This window comes from Streptomyces sp. NPDC041191 (assembly GCF_055591945.1).
Map to the genome: position 1 here is coordinate 367,012 of NZ_JBVIZC010000001.1, position 21,164 is coordinate 388,175.

The following is a 21,164-nucleotide window of genomic DNA, read 5'->3' on the forward strand; positions in this document are numbered from 1 at the left end:
CCGGAAAGGGGCGCGGACTCTCCGGTCCGGAAGGGACGCGGGGCTCCGGCCCCGCGCCCCGGTCACCGGACCGGACCGGACCGTTCCTAGCCCTCCGCGTCCAGGGGCATCGGGCCGTAGACCTTCGTGCCGTCCTCCGAGAGGGTCACCTGCTCGGCGCCGCCGCCCAGGAGGTCACGCCAGTGCTCTCCGATCCAGCTCTCCGCGTCGCCCTGGGTGGTGAACTCCTCGGGAGTCACCACCGGCTCGACCTCCGTGCCGTCGGCCTTCTCGAACCGCCACGTCCATGCCATGCAAGCCTCCTGGAGCTCACCGGATGATCGGTTTCCTGCCCGCAGCGTAGCCGGGCGCGCACGCCTCGCGGTGGCGCGGGAGGATCTGAGGGTGGAACTGACTCTGCTCGGCACCGGCGCCCCGCGCGGGCTGCCTCGCCCCGACTGCCCCTGCGCCGTGTGCGCGCTCTCCCGGGGCCCGCGCGCGCGGGCCGCGACCGCGCTGCTCGTGGACGGGGCCCTGCTGCTCGATCTCACCCCGGGGGCCGCGCTCGCCGCCGCCCGGTCGGGCCGTTCGCTCGTGGGCGTCCGGCAGGTGCTGCTCACGCACCCGCACGACGGGCCGCCCGTGGAGCTGCCGCCGGGGCTTCCGACGGCCGGGCGGGTGCCGGACGGGCGGGAGCTGGCGCTCATCAGTGGGCACCGGGTCCGGGCGGTGTCGATGGACTCGCCCGGGACCGGGTACGAGGTGACCTCGGCGGACGGCGAGCGGCTGCTCTACCTGCCGCCGGGCGGGGCTCCGGCGGGGCTCCCGGAGGACCACCGGACGCCGTACGACCTGGTGGTGGCCGACGTGACGGGCCGTCCGGACGCGCTGGCCCGGCTGCGGGCGACCGGGGCCGTGGGCCCGGCCACCGACGTGGTCGCGGCGCACCTGGACCACGACGCGCCGGCGGGCGCCGAGCTGGACCGGCGGCTCGCGGCGGCGGGCGCGCGGGCGGTGCCGGACGGGACGACGCTGTACGTGGGCGAGTACCACGAGGTGCCGGACGCGCCGCGGCGGACCCTGGTGACCGGCGGGGCCCGGTCGGGGAAGTCGGTGGAGGCCGAGCGGCGCCTGGAGACCTTCCCCGAGGTGGTGTACGTGGCGACCGGTGGCGGCCGGGAGGGCGACCAGGAGTGGGCGGAGCGGGTGGGCCTGCACCGGGAGCGGCGGCCCGCCTCGTGGCGCACCGTCGAGACCTGCGACCTGGTGCCCCTGCTCGCGGAGGACGGTCCGGCGCTCCTGGTCGACTGCCTGTCGCTGTGGCTGACGGACGCCATGGACCGGGTGGGCGCCTGGGACGACGGGGAGTGGGAGGCCCGGGGGCGGAAGGCGCTGCGGGAGCGGACGGCGGAGCTGGTGGCGGCGGTGCGGGCGACGCGCCGCACGGTCGTGGCGGTGACGAACGAGACCGGGTCGGGCGTGGTGCCCGCGACGGCGGCGGGGCGGCGGTTCCGGGACGAGCTCGGCCGGCTGAACGCGGCCTTCGCGGACGAGTGCGAGCAGGTGCTGCTCGTGGTCGCGGGGCAGGCGCTCGTCCTGCGCGGGTAGGGTGCGAACACCTGTGGACCTCGCTGATTGTCACAAGGCGGAACCGTGAACCTGGACGACTTCTCCGATCTGATCGAGCGCCCCGACGGGGGGATACGGCGGGACGCCGAGGAGCGCCGGGAGCGGCTCGTCGTACCGCCGGGAGCACTCGGCCGGCTGGACGAGCTGGGCGAGTGGCTGTCCGCCGCGCAGGCGTCGGCCGTGGTGCGGACGATCCGGCAGCCGAAGGCGGTCCTGTTCGCGGGCGACCACGGGGTGGCCTCGCTCGGCGTGTCGGGCCGCGCGGCCGGTACCGCGCACGAGCTGGTGCGGGCGGTCCTGGACGGGGCGAGCCCGGTGGCCGTGCTCGCCCGTTCCCTGGAGGTGCCGGTGCGGGTCGTGGACGCCGGTCTGGACTGCGACCCCGGGCTGCTGCCCGCCGAGGTGGTGCGGCACCGGATCAGGCGCGGCAGCGGCCGGATCGACGTGGAGGACGCGCTGACGGCGGAGGAGGCCGGGGCGGCGGTCCGGCTCGGTGTCGCGATCGCGGACGAGGAGGCGGACTCGGGCACCGACCTGGTGGTGCTCGGGGACCTGAGCGTCGGCGGGACGACCCCGGCGTGCACCCTGATCGCGGCGCTGTGCGGGACGGACGCCTCGGTGGTGACCGGCCGGGGCGGCGCCGGGATCGACGACCTGGCGTGGATGCGCAAGTGCGCGGCGATCCGGGACGCGCTGCGGCGGGCCCGGCCGGTCCTCGGCGACCAGCTGGAGCTGCTCGCGGCGGTGGGCGGCGCGGACCTGGCGGCGATGACGGGTTTCCTGCTCCAGGCGTCGGTGCGGCGGATGCCGGTGATCCTGGACGGGGTGGTGGGCGCGGCCTGCGCGCTCGTGGCGCAGCGGGCGGCCTTCCGGGCCCCGGACTGGTGGCTGGCGGGTCAGGTGAGCGGCGAGCCGGCGCAGGCGAAGGCGCTGGACCGGATGGCGCTCAACCCGCTGCTCGACCACGGCGTCCATGTGGGTGAGGGAACCGGGGCGCTGCTCGCGCTTCCCCTGGTCCGGGCCGCGGCGGCGTTCGCCGCGGAGCTGCCCGAGCGTCCGGACCCGTCCTCCCCGGACGGCGGGGACGGCGGGGACGGCGTACCGGAAACGCCGGGGGCCTGACGGGGACGCGACGGACCCACATCGGCTCCGGACGGCCGCACGCGACGCGTGTGCGGCCGTCTTCGGCGTCGCCGCGCGGCAAGCGGTGCCCCATATGATCATGTTTCATGGGAGAGGTCCGCTTGGCCACCGAAGGAGCGCCCCGGGGCACCACCGCCCGTTCCCGGCGCGGCGCCGCGTTCGCCGTCTGGTACCTGCGCGTCGTCACGTTCGTCGATTTCCTGGGTGCCGTCTGGGTCTCGTTCGGGCAGGACCTGCGCCGGCACAACGTGGACGACCACTTCACCCCGTACCTGCTCACGGCGGGCTTCGCGTCGGGGCTGTTCACCTTCTTCCTGGCGGTCACCATGCGCCGCCGCAAGCGGGCCGCGTGGATCCTGAACCTGGTGCTCGGCGGGATCTTCCTGCTGCTCTTCGCGCTGGTGATGCTCTTCCCCGAGGTCCGGGGGCACGCCCAGAACTGGGTCTCGCTGGGGCTGACCGCCGCCTTCGTCGCCGCGCTGCTCCTCGGCCGCCGGGAGTTCTACGCGAAGGGCGACCGCTCCAACCCGCTCCTCGCGACGGCCGTGGCGGCGGGCGGGCTGCTCGTCACCTCGCTGCTCGCCGCCGTCCTGGTCACCGTCACCGACACCTCCCCGGCCCCCTCCACCTTCCCGGAGCGCTGGCGGTACGGCGTGACGCGGCTGATCACCCTCGCCTCGGACGACACGCGCTCCACCGGGATCTCCACCCCGGGCTGGGTGGACGTCACCATCAACGTCCTGTCCACGCTGCTGCTGGTCGCGGTGCTCTACGCCGCCTTCCGCTCCCGCCGGGCCGTCGATCCGCTGACCGAGGAGGACGAGGAGCGGCTGCGGGCCCTGCTGGACCGGTACGGGGATCGCGACTCGCTCGGCTACTTCGCCCTGCGCCGCGAGAAGAGCGTGGTGTGGTCCCCGAGCCGGAAGGCGGCCGTCGTCTACCGGGTGGTCGGCGGGGTGTCGCTGGCCTCCGGCGACCCGATCGGGGATCCCGAGGCGTGGCCCGGCGCCATCGGGCCGTGGCTCGCCGAGGCCCGTGAGCACGGCTGGGTCCCGGCGGTGATGGGCGCGGGCGAGGAGGCCGGGACGGTCTACGCCCGGCACGGCCTGGACGCCCTGGAGCTGGGTGACGAGGCGATCGTGGAGACCGGCGAGTTCACCCTGGAGGGCCGGGCCATGCGGACGGTCCGGCAGGCGTACAACCGGGTGAGGCGGGCCGGGTACGAAGTCCGCGTCCGGCGCCACGAGGACATTCCCGCCGAGGAGATGGCCGCGCTGGTGCGCAGGGCGGACGACTGGCGGGACGGGGCGACGGAGCGGGGCTTCTCGATGGCGCTCGGCCGGCTCGGCGACCCCCGGGACGGGCGCTGCGTGATGCTGGAGTGCACCGACGGGCGGGGGGAGCCGCGGGCCCTGCTGTCGTTCGTGCCGTGGGGGCCGGAGGGGCTCTCGCTGGACCTGATGCGGCGTGACCGGGACTCCGAGAACGGTCTGGTGGAGTTCATGGTCATCGAACTCCTGCGGCGGTCCGGGGAGATCGGGATCACTCAGGTCTCGCTGAACTTCGCGATGTTCCGCTCCGTCTTCGAACGCGGCTCGAAGCTCGGGGCGGGGCCGGTGCTGCGGATGTGGCGTTCGCTGCTCGGTTTTTTCTCCCGGTGGTGGCAGATCGAGTCGCTGTACCGTGCCAACGCCAAGTACCGACCGATCTGGGAGCCCCGATTCATGCTCTTCGAGAAGGGCGCGGACCTGCTGCGCATCGGTCTCGCCGCCGGGCGGGCCGAAGGGTTCCTGGAGGCGCCCGGACTCCCGAAGTGGCTGCACCGCGGACATCTGGGGGGCGGGCGTTGAACGGCCCCTCCCGGGGAGGCGGTGTCCGGGGGTTCGCCCGCCGCGAGTGGGGGCCGCTGTTCACCACCGTGCGGACGGCGCTCGTCGCCAGGGGGTGGCGGGCGGTCCCGATGACGCTGGCGTCGGTCTGCCTGACGGCGCTGTTCCAGCTCGTGCAGAACCAGGACTGGGGGTACCGGCCGGTCCACGACATCGGTTTCGTACGGGCCGAGGACCCGCTCTGGCTCGCGCTGCTGCGGACCCCGCTCTCGCTCTTCGTGCCCGCGCTCGACCTGCCCGTCTGGGGGGCCCTCGCGCAGGTCCTGCTGGTGTTCGGGCTCGCCGAGATCTGTCTCGGCCGGTGGCGGACGCTCGCCGTCGCGTACCTCTCGACCCTCGCGGGCACGCTCTACGCGCGCGTGGGCGTCGCGCTCGGTCCGGACGGCCCGTTCGGCCTCCCGGCCTCCGACGCGCGGGTGGTCGACACCGGGCCCTCGGCGGCCGTGGTGGGTCTCGCCGTGTACGTCTGCTGGCGGTACCGGGCCTGCCTCACCGGGGGGCTGGTGGTCCTCGCGATGGTGGTGGAGGTGGTGGTCAAGCCGAACCTGGCGGGCAAGGAGCACCTGGCGGCGATCGTCGCCGTCCTCGTCCCGATCGTCTTCCTGGCCCGGCGCGAGCGGCGTCAGGGCGGGGGGTCGCCGGGGCCCTGGACGCGCTCCTGGAAGCCGCCGATCAGGTCCTGAAAGCGCCGCCGCACCTTGGTCCAGCGCATGTCGTGGCGGTACGCGCGGACGCGGGCCCTGGCCCGGGCCCGGGGGCGGCGGCGGTAGAGGTGCCGGGACCACCAGGAGTCGGGGCGGGCGAGGCGGGCGGCCCCGACGATCGCCACGAACGGGACGAGGATCCCGATCACGGCCGTCCGGAACTTCCCCTTGACCAGGGTGATCAGGGCGAGGAGGAAGTTGAGCGCGGTGGTGAGGACGAAGGCGGTCCGGTCCTGGCGTTCGCCGGCGGACACGTCGTCCACGCCGAGCGGCGAGAAGCCGCTCAGGGCGAGCAGGACCAGGGCGGCGGTGAGGACGACCACCTCGACGCTCTTGCGGCCCTCCTCGCTCCAGTACACGTCGTCGAGGTGGAGGATCAGCGCGAACTCGTCCAGGACGAGTCCCGCGCCGATCCCGAAGACGACGGCGGAGACGGCGGCGCCGACGCCGTGCCGGCCGCTGCCCACCGCGCCGAAGCCGCCGACGACGGAGAGGACGACCCCCGGCACCACGTGGTGGATGTGGAGGCCGCCGGAGCCGGAGACGTTCCGGAAGGGGCCCTTCCCCGCCCGGATCAGGCGGGTGACGGTCCGGGTGGCCAGGAAGGTCAGGACGAACGAGGCCAGGGCGAGGAGCATCGGGAGCTTGCCCGGTTCGAGGACGTTCCGCGAGAACCAGTGACCCATGCCACCCCGTCCGTAATGTACGTGATGCGTCTGATGCGCAATCTACCGTCCGGAAGCGGCGACTACCCTGCCCGGATGGACGGCCTGCGTTTCGCCTTCGGCACCCTCACGGTGCTCCCCGCCCGCATCACCCGCTGGGACCGGGACGCGGCGCGGGCCGGCATGCTCTGCGCCCCGCTCGCCGGCCTGGTCGTCGGTCTGGCCTCCGCCGCCCTTGGTGGAACGTTTCTGCTGCTCGGCTCGGGCCCGCTGCTCGCGGCCGTCGTCACCGCCGCCGTCCCCGCCGCGCTCACCCGGGGCCTCCACCTGGACGGCCTCGCGGACACCGCGGACGGCCTCGGCAGCGCCAAGCCCGCCGAGGACGCGCTGCGCGTCATGAAGCGGTCGGACATCGGCCCGTTCGGCGTGATCGCCGTGGTCCTCGTCCTGTTCGCCCAGGTCGCCGCCCTCGTCCGGCTGTACGAGGAGGGCTGGGCCCGCGGCGTCGCGGCCACCGTCCTCGCCGCCACCGTCGCCCGCCTCGCCCTCACCCACGCCTCCCGCCACGGCGTCCCGGCGGCCCGCCCCGAGGGCCTCGGGGCGATCGTCGCCGCGACGGTCCCGGTCCGCTCCGCGACCCTCACCACGGCCGCCCTCCTGGTCCTGTGCGCGGCGACGGGCCTGCTCTTCTCCCCGTACGACGCGATCCGCCACGTCCTGGCGGCCGGCGCCGCCCTGGGCGCGGCGGCGCTGCTGCTGCGCCGGTGCGTACGGCGGTTCGGCGGGGTGACGGGAGACGTGTTCGGCGCGGTGGAGGAGACGGCGGCGACGGCGGCGCTGGTGGCGCTGACCCTGGGGTGACCGTTCCGTGACCGGCGGCGGGCGGGTCCTGGACGGCGCCTCGGCGGTCGTCGCCCTCCCCGCGGCCCGGCCCGGGGAGTGCCTGGACTTCAACACGGGCATGCGGCACGGGAGGCTGGTGGTCCGGGTGCCCTGCACCGGTCCCCACGACGGCCGGGTCGTCGCACAGCACACGCTGCCCGGTGCCTTCCCCGGAAGGGTGGAGGCCGCCGAACGGGCCGCGCGGGCCTGCGCGGAGGCCGGGGAGCGCCCGGGGCCCGGGGCCCCCGGCGCACCTGGTCGGCCGAGGACGAGTGGACGGAGGGGGCGGGGGCACGGCCACCTGCTACACGGTCGGCGGGGCCCCGGCCCGTACCGCTCACGCGCCGGGCTGAGGCCCGGGGCGTACCGCTCACGCGCCGGGCTGAGGCCCGGGGCGTCCTCGCGGGAACGAGGGCGCGTGCGGGGAAGGGGCCCCCGGGCCGGTGGCCGGGAAGGAGACACCACCGACGGGTGAACCAGCGCCGCCGTGAGCGAACCGGACGAGCGAGCGTAGGCTCGTTCCCGGCGCTCTCCGGGCCGAAATACGATGCGGCGGGCACGGTCGGCCCATCCCCCGACCGACACAGAACTCACATGGAAGCGAGATTTCACCACCGTGACTGCTCTCACTCTCAGCACTGCCGGCGCGGCGACGCTGCGCGCGGACGCCCTCGTCGTCGGCGTCGCGAAGTCCGGGAAGGAGCTGATCGTCGCCCCGGGCGCCGAGGCCGTCGAGAAGGCCTTCGAGGGACGGCTCGCCGCCGTCCTGGAGACCCTGGGCGCCTCGGGTGCCGAGGGTGAGGCGACGAAGCTCCCCGCCCCCGCCGGTCTCAAGGCCCCCGTCGTCCTGGCCGTCGGCCTGGGCACCGCGCCCGCGGACGGCGAGGCGTTCGGCACCGAGACCCTGCGCCGCGCCGCCGGCACCGCGGCCCGGACCCTGTTCGGCACGAAGAAGGCCGCGTTCGCGCTGCCCGTCGACGGCGCCGGTGCCGTCACCGCCGTCGTGGAGGGCGCCCTGCTCGGCGCGTACGCCTTCACCGCGTACCAGGAGAGCGGCAAGGACGCCAAGAAGCCGCTCGCCGAGGTGGTCCTGCTCGGCGCCAAGCCGCGCGACAAGGCCCACAAGGCCGCCGCCGACCGCGCCCAGGCCGTCGCGGAGGAGATCAACCGCGCCCGCGACCTGATCAACACCCCGCCGAACGACCTGACGCCGGCCGCCTTCGCCGCCGCCGCGCAGACCGCCGGCAAGGAGCACGGCCTCAAGGTCCAGGTCCTCGACGAGAAGGCCCTCGCCAAGGGCGGCTACGGCGGCATCCTCGGCGTCGGCGCCGGCTCCGCCAACCCGCCGCGCCTGGTCCGCGTCGCGTACACCCACCCGAAGGCGCAGCGCACCCTCGCCCTGGTCGGCAAGGGCATCACCTACGACTCGGGCGGCATCTCCCTGAAGCCGGCCGGCCACAACGAGACGATGAAGTGCGACATGAGCGGCGCCGCCGCCGTGTTCTCCGCCGTCGTCGCCGCGGCCCGCCTCGGCCTGGAGGTCAACGTCACCGGCTGGCTGGCGCTCGCGGAGAACATGCCGTCCGGCTCCGCCACCCGCCCCGGCGACGTGCTGCGCATGTACAGCGGCAAGACCGTCGAGGTCCTGAACACCGACGCCGAGGGCCGTCTGGTCCTCGGCGACGCGCTGACCAAGGCGTCCGAGGAGAACCCGGACGCGATGGTCGACGTGGCGACCCTGACCGGCGCCATGGTCCTGGCGCTCGGCAACCGCACCTTCGGCATCATGGCCAACGACGACGAGTTCCGCTCCACGATCCACGAGGTCGCGGAGGAGGTCGGCGAGGCGTCCTGGCCGATGCCGCTCCCGGCGGACCTGCGCAAGGGCATGGACTCCCCCACCGCCGACATCGCGAACATGGGCGAGCGGATGGGCGGCGGCCTGGTCGCCGGCCTCTTCCTCCAGGAGTTCGTGGGCGAGGGCATCACCTGGGCCCACCTGGACATCGCGGGCCCGGCCTTCCACGAGGGCGCCCCCTACGGCTACACCCCCAAGGGCGGCACCGGCTCCTCGGTCCGCACCCTGGTGCGCCTGGCCGAGCGTCTGGCCGAGGGCGAGCTCTGATCCTCGTCCGATCCGGTACGGCGGCGACGGCCCCGGGCTCCGCGCCCGGGGCCGTCGCCGTCGCCGTTCGCCCGTGACGGAATCCGGGCCGGGGCCGCGGGCGGACGGCGGCGGGAGGACGACGAAATCCGCATGTCCGGGCGCCCTCCGGTCCTCCCGTACGGTCGATCGGCCGTCCCGGAGCACGGCCCCGCGTCCCGTCGCCCGCCAACAAGTGCGAAGATGGGTTCCCGGCAGGACAGGGCCCCTCTCACAGGGCCGAAAATAAGCGGCCGAACACCAGCCGCCGCCCGGTCATGGACGACCGGCGACGAGCGCACATGCATGGAGGACGTGACGTGGCGAACGACGCCAGCACCGTTTTCGACCTAGTGATCCTCGGCGGCGGCAGCGGCGGTTACGCCGCGGCGCTGCGCGGAGCGCAGCTGGGCCTGGACGTCGCACTGATCGAGAAGAACAAGCTCGGCGGCACCTGCCTGCACAACGGCTGCATCCCGACGAAGGCCCTGCTCCACGCCGGTGAGATCGCCGACCAGGCGCGCGAGGCGGAGCAGTTCGGTGTCAAGGCGTCCTTCGAGGGCATCGACATCAAGGGCGTGCACAAGTACAAGGACGACGTGATCTCCGGGCTCTACAAGGGTCTCCAGGGTCTCGTCGCCTCCCGCAAGGTGACCTACATCGAGGGCACCGGCCACCTCTCCTCCCCGACCTCCGTCGACGTGGACGGCCGCCGCGTCGAGGGGCGTCACGTCCTCCTCGCCACGGGCTCCGTGCCGAAGTCGCTGCCGGGCCTGGAGATCGACGGCAACCGGATCATCACCTCGGACCACGCGCTGACCCTGGACCGGGTCCCGGAGTCCGCGATCATCCTCGGCGGCGGCGTCATCGGCGTCGAGTTCGCCTCCGCGTGGAAGTCCTTCGGTACCGACGTCACCGTCATCGAGGGCATGAAGCACCTCGTGCCGGTCGAGGACGAGAACAGCTCGAAGCTCCTGGAGCGCGCGTTCCGCAAGCGCGGCATCAAGTTCAACCTCGGCACCTTCTTCCAGTCCGCCGAGTACACCGACAACGGCGTCAGGGTCACCCTGGCCGACGGCAAGACCTTCGAGGCCGAGGTCCTCCTGGTCGCCATCGGCCGCGGCCCGGTCTCCACCGGTCTCGGCTACGAGGAGCAGGGCGTCGCGATGGACCGCGGCTACGTCCTGGTCGACGAGTACATGCGCACCAACGTGCCGACGATCTCGGCCGTGGGCGACCTCGTCCCGACCCTCCAGCTCGCGCACGTCGGCTTCGCCGAGGGCATCCTCGTCGCCGAGCGCCTGGCCGGTCTCAACCCGGTCCCGGTCGACTACGACGGCGTGCCGCGGGTGACGTACTGCCACCCCGAGGTCGCCTCCGTGGGCATCACCGAGGCCAAGGCCAAGGAGATCTACGGCGCGGACAAGGTCGTGGCCCTGAAGTACAACCTCGCGGGCAACGGCAAGAGCAAGATCCTGAAGACCGCGGGCGAGATCAAGCTCGTCCAGGTCAAGGACGGTGCCGTGGTCGGCGTCCACATGGTCGGCGACCGCATGGGCGAGCAGGTCGGCGAGGCGCAGCTGATCTACAACTGGGAGGCGCTGCCGGCCGAGGTCGCGCAGCTCATCCACGCCCACCCGACGCAGAACGAGGCGCTCGGCGAGGCCCACCTGGCCCTGGCCGGCAAGCCCCTGCACTCCCACGACTGACGCTGACGTCATCACAGGGCGCGACGACCACTTTCCGCAATTCGTTAGGAGCAACTGAAACCATGTCGGTTTCCGTAACCCTGCCGGCGCTCGGCGAGAGCGTCACCGAGGGCACCGTCACCCGCTGGCTCAAGGCCGAGGGCGAGCGCGTCGAGGCCGACGAGCCGCTGCTCGAGGTCTCGACCGACAAGGTCGACACCGAGATCCCCTCCCCCGCCTCGGGCATCCTGGCCTCCATCAAGGTCGCCGAGGACGAGACGGTCGAGGTCGGCGCCGAGCTGGCCGTCATCGACGACGGTTCCGGTGCCTCCGCCGAGGCCCAGGCCCCGGCCGCCGAGGCCGCCCCGGCGCAGGAGGCCCCCGCGCAGGAGGCCGCCGCCCCGGAGGCCCCGCAGGCCCAGCCGTCCACCGAGACCGAGCAGCCCGCCCCGGCCCCGACCGCCGAGGCCGCCTCCGGCGGCGGTTCCGCCGAGGGCACCGACGTCGTGCTGCCCGCGCTCGGCGAGTCCGTCACCGAGGGCACCGTCACCCGCTGGCTGAAGTCGGTCGGCGAGACCGTCGAGGCCGACGAGCCGCTGCTCGAGGTCTCCACGGACAAGGTCGACACCGAGATCCCGGCCCCGGCCTCCGGCGTCCTCCTGGAGATCGTCGTCAACGAGGACGAGACCGCCGAGGTCGGCGCCAAGCTGGCCGTCATCGGCGCCGCGGGCTCCGCCCCGGCCGCCGAGACCCCGGCCCCGGCCGCCGAGGCCGCTCCGGCCCCGCAGGCCCAGGCCGCCCCGGCTCCCGCCCCGGCCGCCCCGGCTCCGGCCCCCGCGCCGGCTCCGGCCGCTCCGGCCCCGGCTCCGGCTCCGGCCGCCCAGGCTCCGGCCCAGGCCGCGCCCTCCATCGCCCCGGCCGTGGTCACCCCGGTCCCGTCCACCCCGGCGCCGGCGGCCCCCGCCGCCCCGGCGGAGGACGGCGCCTACGTGACCCCGCTGGTCCGCAAGCTCGCCACCGAGAACGGTGTCGACCTGGGCTCCGTCAAGGGTTCCGGCGTCGGCGGCCGCATCCGCAAGCAGGACGTCCTCGCGGCCGCCGAGGCCAAGAAGGCCGCCCCGGCCCCCGCCGCCCCGGCCGCCGCCGCGAAGACCCCCGCTCCGGAGGCGTCCCCGCTGCGCGGCCAGACCGTCAAGATGACCCGCATGCGCAAGGTCATCGGCGACAACATGATGAAGGCGCTGCACGGCCAGGCCCAGCTCACCTCGGTCGTCGAGGTGGACATCACGAAGCTGATGAAGCTGCGCGCCCGCGCCAAGGACGCCTTCGCCGCCCGTGAGGGCGTCAAGCTCTCCCCGATGCCGTTCTTCGTGAAGGCGGCGGCCCAGGCGCTGAAGGCCCACCCGGTCATCAACGCCCGGATCAACGAGGGCGAGGGCACGATCACCTACTTCGACACCGAGAACATCGGTATCGCGGTGGACTCCGAGAAGGGTCTGATGACCCCGGTCATCAAGGGAGCGGGCGACCTCAACATCGCCGGCATCTCCAAGAAGACCGCGGAGCTGGCCGGTGCCGTGCGCGCCGGGAAGATCACGCCGGACGACCTGGCGGGCGCGACCTTCACCATCTCCAACACCGGTTCGCGCGGCGCGCTGTTCGACACGATCATCGTGCCCCCGAACCAGGTCGCCATCCTGGGCATCGGCGCCACCGTGCGCCGTCCGGTCGTCGTCGACCACCCGGACCTGGGCGAGACGATCGCGATCCGCGACATGACCTACGTCGCGCTCTCCTACGACCACCGTCTGGTGGACGGCGCCGACGCCGCCCGCTACCTGACGGCCGTCAAGGCGATCCTGGAGGCCGGCGAGTTCGAGGTCGACCTCGGCCTGTAGGCGCGGGTGCGGGAGGGCTCCGGCCGGACCGCAACGTAACGAGCCTCACCTGCGGCGCCCCCGCCCGGAAGTGTTTCCGGGCGGGGGCGCCGCCGTATTGTCTTAGGGTCGATACTCCCCGAGGAGCCCTTCATGACCGTCCCCGTCGTCCACTCGCTGCGCGAACAGATCCGCGAGCACATCGTGGAGGGGATCGTCAGCGGCCGCTGGAAGCCGGGCGAGCGGATCGTGGAGCGCCGGATCGCGACCGAGCTGGAGGTCAGCCAGACCCCGGTCCGCGAGGCGCTGCGGGAGCTGGAGTCGCTGCGCCTGATCGAGTCGGCGCCCAACAAGGGCGTCCGGGTCCGCAACCTCACCGCGGCCGACCTGGAGGAGAGCTACCCCGTACGGGCCGGTCTGGAGCAGATCGCGGCCGAGCTGGCGGCGGGACGGCTCGCGGCCGACTGCTCGGCCCTGGAGCCGCACGTGGCGGCCCTCTACGAGGCGGACGCGGCCGCGGACGGGACCGCGCAGGTGCGGCACACGGTGGCCTTCCACCGGGAGCTGGTGAAGGCGGCCGGGAACGCCGTGCTGCTGCACACCTGGGAGACGCTGGGCATCGAGGTCTTCACGGCCCTGTCGATCCGCTGGCTGGGCACGGTCCAGAAGTCGTACGCGGAGGAGCACCAGGACCTCGTGGAGGCGTTCCGGCGGGGCGACCCGAACATCGGGGCCCTGGTGAAGGCGCACGTCCTGGGCTGCGCGCCGCGCGCCTGACCGTACGGGAACACGAGCGGGTCCGTCCTCCGGCGGGCCCGCTTCTTCGTGCCCGTACGTCCGTCCCCTCCTGCCCTCCTGCCCGTACCGGCGTCCCCTCCCGCCCGTACGCCCGCTCATCCGTGCGCGCGCCCCCTCAGGGAAACGCCCTCACCTGCGAAAACAAGGCACCGGGTGCCCTTTTCCGCGGCACCCTGTGCCTACTTTCTCGATCTGAAGAGGTTTTCTGCTTCAACCCTTTGATCGATCATCGATCGTCGGTTTACAGTCGTCGGCGGGCCGTACCCGGCCCTCCGCCCTGTCCTGCCAGACAAGGGCCCCATCTCCACCCCACCTGTCCGGAAGGCGGCGATCATGACCGATCCCGTAGGCAAGACTCCGAGCGAGCTCGACCAGCTCCCGGACCGTGACACCGAGGAGACCGCCGAGTGGGCGGCCTCCCTGGACGCCGTCACCAAGGCCGCCGGCCCCCACCGGGCCGCCTACCTGATGCGCCGCACCCTCCAGCACGCCGAGGGCGCGGGCCTGGCCCTCCCCAAGCTCCTGGAGACGGACTACGTCAACACCATCCCCACCGCCGCCGAGCCCTCGGTCACCGAGACCGGCGGCGACGAGGAGATGGAACGCAGGATCACCGCCTGGAACCGCTGGAACGCGGCCGCGATGGTCACCCGCGGCTCGAAGTACGGCGTCGGCGGCCACATCGCCACCTTCGCCTCCGCCGCCTGGCTGTACGAGACGGGCTTCAACCACTTCTTCAAGGGCAAGGAGTCCCCCGAGGCCCCCGGCTCGGGCGACCAGCTCTACATCCAGGGCCACGCCTCCCCCGGCATCTACGCCCGCGCCTTCCTCGACGGGCGCCTGAACGAGGCCCACCTCGACAACTTCCGGCAGGAGTCCGGCGGCAACGGCCTGCCCTCCTACCCGCACCCGCGCCGCCTCCCCTGGCTGTGGGAGTTCCCGACCGTCTCCATGGGTCTGGGCCCGCTCTCCGCGATCTACCAGGCGCGCTTCAACCGCTACCTCACCCACCGCTCCATCAAGGACGTCTCCGCCTCGCACGTGTGGGCGTTCCTCGGCGACGGCGAGATGGACGAGCCCGAGTCGACCGCCGCCCTCGCCCTCGCGGCCCGCGAGGGTCTGGACAACCTGACCTTCGTCATCAACTGCAACCTGCAGCGCCTCGACGGCCCGGTCCGCGCCAACTTCAAGATCGTGCAGGAGCTGGAGGCCCAGTTCCGCGGCGCCGGCTGGAACGTCGTGAAGTCGCTGTGGGGCAACGCCTGGGACGAGCTGTTCGCGCTCGACACCACCGGCGCCCTGGTCCGCCGCCTCCGCGAGGTGCCGGACGCGCAGGTCCAGACGTACCAGACCCGCGACGCCGCCTACATCCGCCAGGACTTCTTCGGCAAGGACCCGGCGCTCGTCGAGATGGCGAAGCTGCTGAGCGACGACAAGATCCTGGAGTGCTTCCACCTCTCGCGCGGCGGTCACGAGCCGCGCAAGGTGTACGCCGCGTACAAGGCCGCCCTGGAGTTCAAGGGCGCGCCGACGGTCATCCTCGCGCAGACCGTCAAGGGCTTCACCCTCGGTGAGGGCTTCGCGTCGAAGAACGCGAACCACCAGATGAAGAAGCTCTCCACGGACGAGTTCAAGAACATGCGCGACCTCCTCGAACTCCCCATCTCCGACGCGCGGTTCACCGACGGCCAGGTGCCCTACGGCCACCCCGGCGCCGACTCCCCCGAGGTCCGCTACCTCCAGGAGCGCCGCGCGGCCCTCGGCGGTCCGGCCCCGGCCCGCCGCGTCCACCCGCTCGCCCCGCTGCCCGCCCCGGCCGAGAAGGCGTTCACCGCCTTCGACAAGGGCTCCGGCGCGCAGTCGATGGCCACGACCATGGCCTTCGTCCGCCTGGTGAAGGACCTGATCCGCGACAAGGAGACCGGGAAGCGCTGGGTCCCGATCGTCCCGGACGAGGCCCGCACCTTCGGCATGGAGAGCCTCTTCCCGTCCCTCGGCATCTACTCGCCGAAGGGCCAGACGTACGAGCCGGTCGACCGCGACCAGCTGATGTACTACAAGGAGGCCACGAACGGCCAGATCCTCAACGAGGGGATCACCGAGGCCGGTTCGATGGCCGACTTCATCGCCGCTTCCACCGCGTACTCCACGCACGGCGAGGCGATGATCCCGTTCTACATCTTCTACTCGATGTTCGGCTGGCAGCGGACCGCCGACCAGATGTGGCAGCTCGGCGACCAGCTCGGCCGGGGCTTCCTCGTCGGCGCGACCGCCGGCCGCACCACCCTGACCGGCGAGGGCCTCCAGCACGCCGACGGCCACTCTCCGGTGATCGCGGCCACCAACCCGGCGGCGCTCACCTACGACCCGGCGTTCGCCTACGAGGTCGCGGCCATCGTCAAGGAGGGTCTGCGCCGGATGTACGGCGAGGCCGCCGAGGGCGAGGACCGGGACGTCTTCTACTACCTCACGGTCTACAACGAGCCGATGCCGCAGCCCGCCAAGCCGGCCGGGATCGACGAGGGCATCGTCAAGGGCCTCTACCGCTTCAACACGGCCGAGTCCGCCGGGGTCGACCTGCCCGCGAACCCCTCCCGGATCCAGCTCCTCTCCTCCGGCACGGCCATCCACTGGGCCCTGGAGGCGCAGAAGCTGCTCGCCGCCGAGTGGGGCGTGGCCGCCGACGTGTGGTCCGCGACCTCCTGGACGGAGCTGCGGCGCGACGCCCTGGAGGCGGACGCGGCGCTGCTGCGCGGCGAGGAGCGGGTGCCGTACGTCCGCGAGGCCCTGGCGGGCGCCGAGGGCCCGGTGCTCGCGGTCTCCGACTACATGCGCCAGGTCCCGGACCAGATCGCGCAGTGGGTCGAGCAGGACTGGTCCTCGCTGGGCGCCGACGGCTTCGGCCTCTCGGACACCCGTGACGCGGCCCGCCGCCACTTCGGCGTCGACGCGCAGTCGATCGTCGTCGCGGCGCTCGCGCAGCTCGCGCGGCGCGGCGAGGTGCGGGCGACGGCCGTGAAGGAGGCGCGCGAGCGCTACGGCCTGTAGGGGCCCGTTCCCGGGAGGCGGGCGGCACGCATGATGGAGTCATGCGTGCCGCCCGCCTCATCAAGTTGGTCCTGCTGCTCCAGTCCCGCCCGTCGATGACGGCGGCCGAACTCGCCGCCGAGCTGGAGGTGTCGGAGCGGACGGTCGCCCGGGACGCGCTGGCCCTCTCGGAGGCGGGGGTGCCGGTGTACGCGGACCGGGGCAGGTCCGGCGGGTACCGGCTGGTGGACGGCTACCGCACACGGCTGACCGGGCTCGCCCGGGGCGAGGCGGAGGCGCTGTTCCTGTCCGGGCTGCCGGGCGCGCTGCGGGACATGGGCCTGGAGGACGCGGCCTCGGCGGCCCGCCTGAAGGTGTCGGCGGCGCTGCTCCCGTCGCTGCGGGACGCTCCCCGTACGGCGGCGCAGCGCTTCCACCTCGACGCGCCCGGCTGGTACCAGGAGCCGGTGACGCCGGAGCTGCTGCCCGCGCTCGCGGAGGCCGTCTGGGACGACCGGTGCGCCCGGGTCCGCTACCGGCGCGGGGACGGCACGGAGGTGGAGCGGGAGCTGCGGCCGTACGGGCTCGTCCTGAAGGCGGGCGTCTGGTACGCGTGCGCGTGGACGGACGGCTCGTTCCGCACGTACCGGGTGGACCGCTTCACGGCGGTGGCGGTGGGCGGGGAGCGCTTCGAGCGGGACCCGGAGTTCGACCTGCCCGCGTTCTGGTCCGGGCGGGCCCGGGAGTTCGCGCGGGGCCTGCTGCGGGCCGAGGCCGTCCTGCTCCTCACGGAGGCGGGGGCGCGGCGGCTGCCGTACGTGACGGACCGGGCGGCGGCCGGGGAGGCGCTCGCGGCGGGCACGGCGGAGGCCGACGGCCGGCTCCGGGTGACCCTCCGCGTCGAGAGCGAGGACGTCGCCCTCGGGCAGCTCCTCGGTCTGGGCCCGGAGGCGGAGGTGGTGGCCCCGGCCGCGCTCCGGAAGAGGTTCGCGGAGGCGGCGCGGGGGCTGGGGCGGCTGTACGGATGAGGCGCGGGGCCCGGGGCGGCCGCCCCGGTGGGGCGCGGGGCCCGGGGCGGCCGTACGGGTGCGGGCTACCGGTAGTCGTCCACGGACGCGTTCGCGTCCGTCTCCTTGGCGACGACGAACCCCCACGCGTCCGGCCGGGAGCCGTCCGCGTCGGTGAAGCCGTACTCCTTCGCGAGCTGTCCGCTGGAGAGCGAGCGGCCGTTCCAGCGGGCCCGGTCGGGGTCGGCGGCGAGGGCGGCGACCGCGCGGCCGACGTAGACCGGGGACTCGGCGACGGCGAAGTCGGGCAGCTTCTCGGCGGCGTCGCGCCAGTTGTCCTCGGTCACGCCGAAGTGGTCCAGCATCTGCTCCGAGCGGAGCCAGCCGGGGGTGAGCGCGACCGCCGCGCAGCCGGACGGCTCCAGCTCGCGCGCGAGGCCGAACGCCATCCGGATCGGGGCGTTCTTGGCGAGGTCGTAGTAGATGTTCTCGCGGTAACGGGTGCCGTTGTACTCCTGCGTGCCGTCGGTGACCTCCACGAGGAGGCCGCCGGGATGCCGGGTGAGCAGCGGGGTGGCCGCCGCGCTGGTGATCAGGTGGCTCTTCACGCCCAGCTCCAGCATGCGCAGGCCGTCGGCGAGGTCCATCTCCCAGATCTTCTTGTCGAAGCCGGCGACGACCAGGTGTTCGCCGCCCCAGATGTCGTTGACGAGGACGTCGAGGCGGCCCCGTTCGCGGTCGATCCGGTCGATCAGGGCGCGGACCTGATCCGGTTCCAGGTGGTCGGTGGGGACGGCGACGCCCTCGCCGCCGGCGGCCGTCACCAGTTCGGCGGTCTCCTCGATGGTCTCGGTGGCCCGGCCGACCTCGCTGAGCTTCTCGCGGGTGGTCCGCCCGGTGACGTAGACGGTGGCCCCGGCGGTGCCGAGCTGGACCGCGATGGCCCGGCCGGCGCCCCGGGTGGCCCCGGCGACCAGGCAGATCCGTCCGCGCAGGGGTGTGTTCTCGGTTGTCTCGGTCGTCATGGAACCCAGGCTGGCAGGAAAACAGGACATCTTCTGTCTGGTTTCGTTCCGGTCTTTCCGAACTTTCCCGGCTTTCCGAGCTTCCCTGGCTTTCCGATCTTTACGAGCTTTCCGGTCTTTACGAGCTTTCCGGCCTTTCCGGGTGCGGCGCGTCCGCCGGGGCAGGATGCTGGTCCCGTGATGGACGAGACCGAGTTCTGGAAGATCGTCGACGCCGCCCGGGAGGACGCCGAGGGCGACGCGGAGGAGCAGGCGGAGCTGCTGGTGGAACGGCTGACCCGGCTGGACCCCGACTCGGTGCTCGACTACGCGCGCCATTTCGAGGCCCGTTACCACCGCGCGCACCTCTGGGACCTGTGGGGCGCGGCGGCCGTGCTGTTCGACGGGGCGAGCGAGGAGACCTTCGACTCCTTCCGGTGCTGGCTGATCGGCCGGGGCCGGGAGGTCTACGAGGGCGCCGTGCACGATCCGGACGCGCTCGCGGAGCTGCTCGGCGACTTCGACGTGGAGATCGACGGGGACGGCGAGGAGATCGGTTTCGCGGCGGACGAGGCGTACGAGCGGCTGACCGGCTCGGAGACCCCGGACCTGGGCATTCCGATGCCGGACGGGGAACCGCTCGGAACCCCCCTGGACCTGGAGGACGACGAGGCCCTGGCGGCCCGCCTCCCCCGGCTGTGGGAGCGCTTCGGGGCGGGGTGACGCACCGGGCGCTCCGGGGCCGGGCGGGGCCTTCCCGCCGCGGCCGCCGGGGGTTCCGCCCCCTCCCCGGAGCCCGGCGGCGGGCCCCACGGGGCTGGGCTGCGGGTTTCCGGGGCCGGGCGACGGGTTTCCGGGGGCCGGGCGGCGGGCTCAGAAGTGGGTGCCGCCGTCGACGCGGACCTCGGTGCCCGTGATGAACTTCCCGTCCTCGCTCGCCAGCATCGCGACGACGCCGGCGACGGTCTCGGGGCCCGCGAAGCCCTGGCCGAGGGCGGGGGCGAGCTTCGCGAAGAGCGCCATGTCGGCGTCGGCGGGGAGGCCGGGGCCCGTGCTGCGGCGGCTGGCGCCGGAGCCGTCGGTCATGCCGGAGGAGATGGAGCCGGGCTGGACGGCGGTGAAGCGGACGCCCCGCCCGGCGTACTCGGCGGCGAGCGCGTGCGTCATGGACTGGATGCCGCCCTTGCTGGCCGCGTAGGCCGCCATGTACGGGTGGGCGAACACGGCGGAGGTGGAGGAGAAGTTCACCACGGCCGGTCCGTCGCCCTCCAGGAGGGCCGGGATCGCCTCGCGTATCACCAGGAAGGTGCCGGTCAGGTTGGTCCGGATCACCCGCTCGAAGGCGTCGAGGGTGGTGTCCGAGGTGTGCGACGAGCGCAGGACGCCGGCGGCGTTGACCAGGACGTCCAGGCCGCCGAGCGCCGTGACGGCGGCGGCGACGCCGGCCCGTACGGAGTCCTCGTCGGCGACGTCCAGGAGGACGGTGGTGAGGCGGACGGCGGCGTCGCCCGCCTTGTCGGCGGTGTCCTTCAGCCCTTCCTCGCTGATGTCGGCGGCGACGACCCGGCCGCCCTCGGCGAGCAGACGCAGGACGGTGGCCTGGCCGATGCCGGAGCCGCCGCCGGTGATGAGGGCGCGGCGCCCCTCGTAACGGGTGAGCTGGTTCATGGGAACGCCTCTCGGTGTCGGTTGTTCCGAACGTACTGCCACGGTACGCCCAGGTGGCACGTTTTGCCACACCTGCACGTTGCGCACTCGTGGCAGCCGGAGGCGTACGCTGAGTGGCGTGAGCGACAAGACATCCCCGCGGACGCCCTCCCCGGCGCCGTCCCGGGCCCCCTCCCTGACGGAGCGCCGCAAGGCCGCCACGCAGCTGGACATCGCCCGCGCGGCGGCCGAGCTGTTCACCGAGCGCGGCCCGGACGACACCACGGCCGAGGACATCGCCCTGCGGGCCGGGGTCGCGCTGCGCACCTTCTACCGCTACTTCCGCTCCAAGCAGGAGGCCGTCGCCCCGCTCCTCGCGGGCGGCGCCGACCGCTGGCGGGCCGAGCTGGCCGCGACCGCGCCGGGCACGCCGCCGGCGGCCGCCCTGGAGCGTTCCGTCGCCGCCGCGCTCACCCCGGAGGACGCGGAGGCGGAGGAGGGCCTGCGGCGGACCCGGGGGCTGCTCCGCGCGGCGGCCGGGGACCCCGCCCTGCGGGCCGTCTGGTACCGGGTCAACCAGGAGTCCGAGGAGCGGCTGCGCGAGGTCCTCGCCGGACTCGCCGGGCCGGACGCCGACCCGCTGGAGGTGCGGATCGCGGCGGCGGCGGCCACGGGCGCGATCCGGATCGCGCTGGAGAGCTGGGCGGAGGCGCGCCCGGACGCGCCGCTGCGCGGCGAGGGTGCCCCGGCGGGCCTCGCGGTGCGCTGCCTGCGGGGACTGACGGGTGGGGGGCCGCAGGCGCCGGGGAGCGGAAGGGGCGGGTCCGGCGCGGACTGACGGGCCGGGGCGGCGGCCGGAGAGGACGGAGGGGGCGGGTCCGGCGCGGACCGACGGCCGGGGCCCCGGGCGCCGGGGGCCCGGAAGGGGCGGGCCCCGCACGTGATGCCTCAGGCCGTCAGCGACCGCCCCACGCACAGGCCGTCAGGCCGTCAGGCCGTCAGGCCGTCAGGCCGTCAGGCCGTCAGGCCGTCAGGCCGTCAGGCCGTCAGGCCGTCAGGCCGTCAGGCCGTCAGGCCGTACG

17 protein-coding genes are annotated in these 21,164 nt (G+C 73.9%); 13 read left to right on the forward strand and 4 right to left on the reverse strand.

All coding sequences use genetic code 11. The annotated features are described in order from the left end of the window. Positions 1-86: 86 nt before the first annotated feature. Positions 87-293, reverse strand: a complete 207-nt coding sequence (locus ACZ6AQ_RS01640; RefSeq protein WP_388696482.1) for a hypothetical protein — start codon at positions 291-293, stop codon at positions 87-89. Between the two features lie 91 nt (positions 294-384). Between ACZ6AQ_RS01640 and ACZ6AQ_RS01645 the strand changes: the two genes are divergently transcribed. The 4 genes from ACZ6AQ_RS01645 to ACZ6AQ_RS01660 all read left to right on the forward strand — a co-directional run bounded on the left by ACZ6AQ_RS01645 (position 385) and on the right by ACZ6AQ_RS01660 (position 5,323). After that, positions 385-1,587, forward strand: a complete 1,203-nt coding sequence (locus ACZ6AQ_RS01645) for a bifunctional adenosylcobinamide kinase/adenosylcobinamide-phosphate guanylyltransferase (RefSeq protein WP_468756675.1) — start codon at positions 385-387, stop codon at positions 1,585-1,587. Positions 1,588-1,632: 45 nt separating this feature from the next. Further along, positions 1,633-2,730 (forward strand): nicotinate-nucleotide--dimethylbenzimidazole phosphoribosyltransferase, encoded by a 1,098-nt coding sequence (gene cobT, locus ACZ6AQ_RS01650; RefSeq protein ID WP_468756677.1) that lies wholly within the window; start codon positions 1,633-1,635, stop codon positions 2,728-2,730. A 107-nt stretch (positions 2,731-2,837) separates the two neighbouring features. Beyond that, positions 2,838-4,601 (forward strand): phosphatidylglycerol lysyltransferase domain-containing protein, encoded by a 1,764-nt coding sequence (locus tag ACZ6AQ_RS01655; RefSeq protein WP_468756679.1) that lies wholly within the window; start codon positions 2,838-2,840, stop codon positions 4,599-4,601. After that, the gene (locus tag ACZ6AQ_RS01660; RefSeq protein ID WP_468756681.1) at positions 4,598-5,323 is read left to right on the forward strand and encodes a hypothetical protein; all 726 of its coding nucleotides are present in this window, start codon (positions 4,598-4,600) and stop codon (positions 5,321-5,323) included. The genes ACZ6AQ_RS01655 and ACZ6AQ_RS01660 overlap by 4 nt, the downstream gene beginning before the upstream one ends. Here ACZ6AQ_RS01660 and ACZ6AQ_RS01665 read toward each other — a convergent pair. Beyond that, entirely contained in the window at positions 5,263-6,030 is a 768-nt protein-coding gene (locus ACZ6AQ_RS01665) for a hypothetical protein (RefSeq protein ID WP_388696471.1), read from the reverse strand. The two genes, ACZ6AQ_RS01660 and ACZ6AQ_RS01665, sit on opposite strands and share 61 nt — an antisense overlap. Before the next feature lie 75 nt (positions 6,031-6,105). Here ACZ6AQ_RS01665 and ACZ6AQ_RS01670 point away from each other — a divergent pair, with 75 nt between their 5' ends. From ACZ6AQ_RS01670 to ACZ6AQ_RS01700, 7 genes are all read left to right on the forward strand, one after another. Then, entirely contained in the window at positions 6,106-6,870 is a 765-nt protein-coding gene (locus ACZ6AQ_RS01670; protein ID WP_468756683.1) for an adenosylcobinamide-GDP ribazoletransferase, read from the forward strand. A gap of 637 nt (positions 6,871-7,507) precedes the next feature. Continuing rightward, positions 7,508-9,016: a leucyl aminopeptidase gene (locus ACZ6AQ_RS01675; protein ID WP_388696463.1), complete on the forward strand. Its 1,509-nt coding sequence runs from the start codon at positions 7,508-7,510 to the stop codon at positions 9,014-9,016. A gap of 338 nt (positions 9,017-9,354) precedes the next feature. Continuing rightward, positions 9,355-10,743 carry a dihydrolipoyl dehydrogenase gene (lpdA, locus tag ACZ6AQ_RS01680; RefSeq protein WP_468756684.1) on the forward strand — a complete coding sequence of 463 codons (1,389 nt, stop codon included), beginning with the start codon at positions 9,355-9,357 and terminating at the stop codon, positions 10,741-10,743. A 62-nt stretch (positions 10,744-10,805) separates the two neighbouring features. After that, the gene (gene sucB / locus ACZ6AQ_RS01685; protein ID WP_468756685.1) at positions 10,806-12,620 is read left to right on the forward strand and encodes a 2-oxoglutarate dehydrogenase, E2 component, dihydrolipoamide succinyltransferase; all 1,815 of its coding nucleotides are present in this window, start codon (positions 10,806-10,808) and stop codon (positions 12,618-12,620) included. Positions 12,621-12,752: 132 nt separating this feature from the next. Beyond that, the gene (locus tag ACZ6AQ_RS01690) at positions 12,753-13,376 is read left to right on the forward strand and encodes a GntR family transcriptional regulator (RefSeq protein WP_467387057.1); all 624 of its coding nucleotides are present in this window, start codon (positions 12,753-12,755) and stop codon (positions 13,374-13,376) included. 354 nt (positions 13,377-13,730) lie between these two features. Beyond that, entirely contained in the window at positions 13,731-16,445 is a 2,715-nt protein-coding gene (gene aceE / locus ACZ6AQ_RS01695) for a pyruvate dehydrogenase (acetyl-transferring), homodimeric type (protein WP_468756687.1), read from the forward strand. A gap of 41 nt (positions 16,446-16,486) precedes the next feature. Further along, positions 16,487-17,452 carry a helix-turn-helix transcriptional regulator gene (locus ACZ6AQ_RS01700; RefSeq protein WP_468756689.1) on the forward strand — a complete coding sequence of 322 codons (966 nt, stop codon included), beginning with the start codon at positions 16,487-16,489 and terminating at the stop codon, positions 17,450-17,452. Between the two features lie 65 nt (positions 17,453-17,517). On the opposite strand, the gene ACZ6AQ_RS01705 is transcribed toward ACZ6AQ_RS01700, so the two are convergent. Then, the gene (locus ACZ6AQ_RS01705; protein WP_468756690.1) at positions 17,518-18,456 is read right to left on the reverse strand and encodes an SDR family oxidoreductase; all 939 of its coding nucleotides are present in this window, start codon (positions 18,454-18,456) and stop codon (positions 17,518-17,520) included. Positions 18,457-18,636: 180 nt separating this feature from the next. Here ACZ6AQ_RS01705 and ACZ6AQ_RS01710 point away from each other — a divergent pair, with 180 nt between their 5' ends. Next, complete coding sequence (locus ACZ6AQ_RS01710) at positions 18,637-19,158, forward strand: DUF4240 domain-containing protein (protein WP_468757057.1); 522 nt, start codon at positions 18,637-18,639, stop codon at positions 19,156-19,158. Between the two features lie 150 nt (positions 19,159-19,308). Here ACZ6AQ_RS01710 and ACZ6AQ_RS01715 read toward each other — a convergent pair whose 3' ends face one another. Further along, positions 19,309-20,103 carry an SDR family NAD(P)-dependent oxidoreductase gene (locus ACZ6AQ_RS01715; protein WP_468756692.1) on the reverse strand — a complete coding sequence of 265 codons (795 nt, stop codon included), beginning with the start codon at positions 20,101-20,103 and terminating at the stop codon, positions 19,309-19,311. A gap of 118 nt (positions 20,104-20,221) precedes the next feature. Between ACZ6AQ_RS01715 and ACZ6AQ_RS01720 the strand changes: the two genes are divergently transcribed. Beyond that, positions 20,222-20,920, forward strand: a complete 699-nt coding sequence (locus ACZ6AQ_RS01720) for a TetR/AcrR family transcriptional regulator (protein WP_468756694.1) — start codon at positions 20,222-20,224, stop codon at positions 20,918-20,920. Positions 20,921-21,164 lie beyond the last annotated feature (244 nt).

Coding starts and splice junctions, on each gene's coding strand:
- ACZ6AQ_RS01705 (WP_468756690.1), bottom strand. CDS start 18,456: ATGACGACCGAGACAACCGAGAACACACCCCTGCGCGGACGGATCTGC.
- ACZ6AQ_RS01665 (WP_388696471.1), bottom strand. CDS start 6,030: ATGGGTCACTGGTTCTCGCGGAACGTCCTCGAACCGGGCAAGCTCCCG.
- ACZ6AQ_RS01640 (WP_388696482.1), bottom strand. CDS start 293: ATGGCATGGACGTGGCGGTTCGAGAAGGCCGACGGCACGGAGGTCGAG.
- ACZ6AQ_RS01655 (WP_468756679.1), top strand. CDS start 2,838: ATGGGAGAGGTCCGCTTGGCCACCGAAGGAGCGCCCCGGGGCACCACC.
- ACZ6AQ_RS01715 (WP_468756692.1), bottom strand. CDS start 20,103: ATGAACCAGCTCACCCGTTACGAGGGGCGCCGCGCCCTCATCACCGGC.
- ACZ6AQ_RS01670 (WP_468756683.1), top strand. CDS start 6,106: ATGGACGGCCTGCGTTTCGCCTTCGGCACCCTCACGGTGCTCCCCGCC.
- ACZ6AQ_RS01710 (WP_468757057.1), top strand. CDS start 18,637: ATGGACGAGACCGAGTTCTGGAAGATCGTCGACGCCGCCCGGGAGGAC.
- aceE (WP_468756687.1), top strand. CDS start 13,731: ATGACCGATCCCGTAGGCAAGACTCCGAGCGAGCTCGACCAGCTCCCG.
- ACZ6AQ_RS01700 (WP_468756689.1), top strand. CDS start 16,487: ATGCGTGCCGCCCGCCTCATCAAGTTGGTCCTGCTGCTCCAGTCCCGC.
- ACZ6AQ_RS01690 (WP_467387057.1), top strand. CDS start 12,753: ATGACCGTCCCCGTCGTCCACTCGCTGCGCGAACAGATCCGCGAGCAC.
- sucB (WP_468756685.1), top strand. CDS start 10,806: ATGTCGGTTTCCGTAACCCTGCCGGCGCTCGGCGAGAGCGTCACCGAG.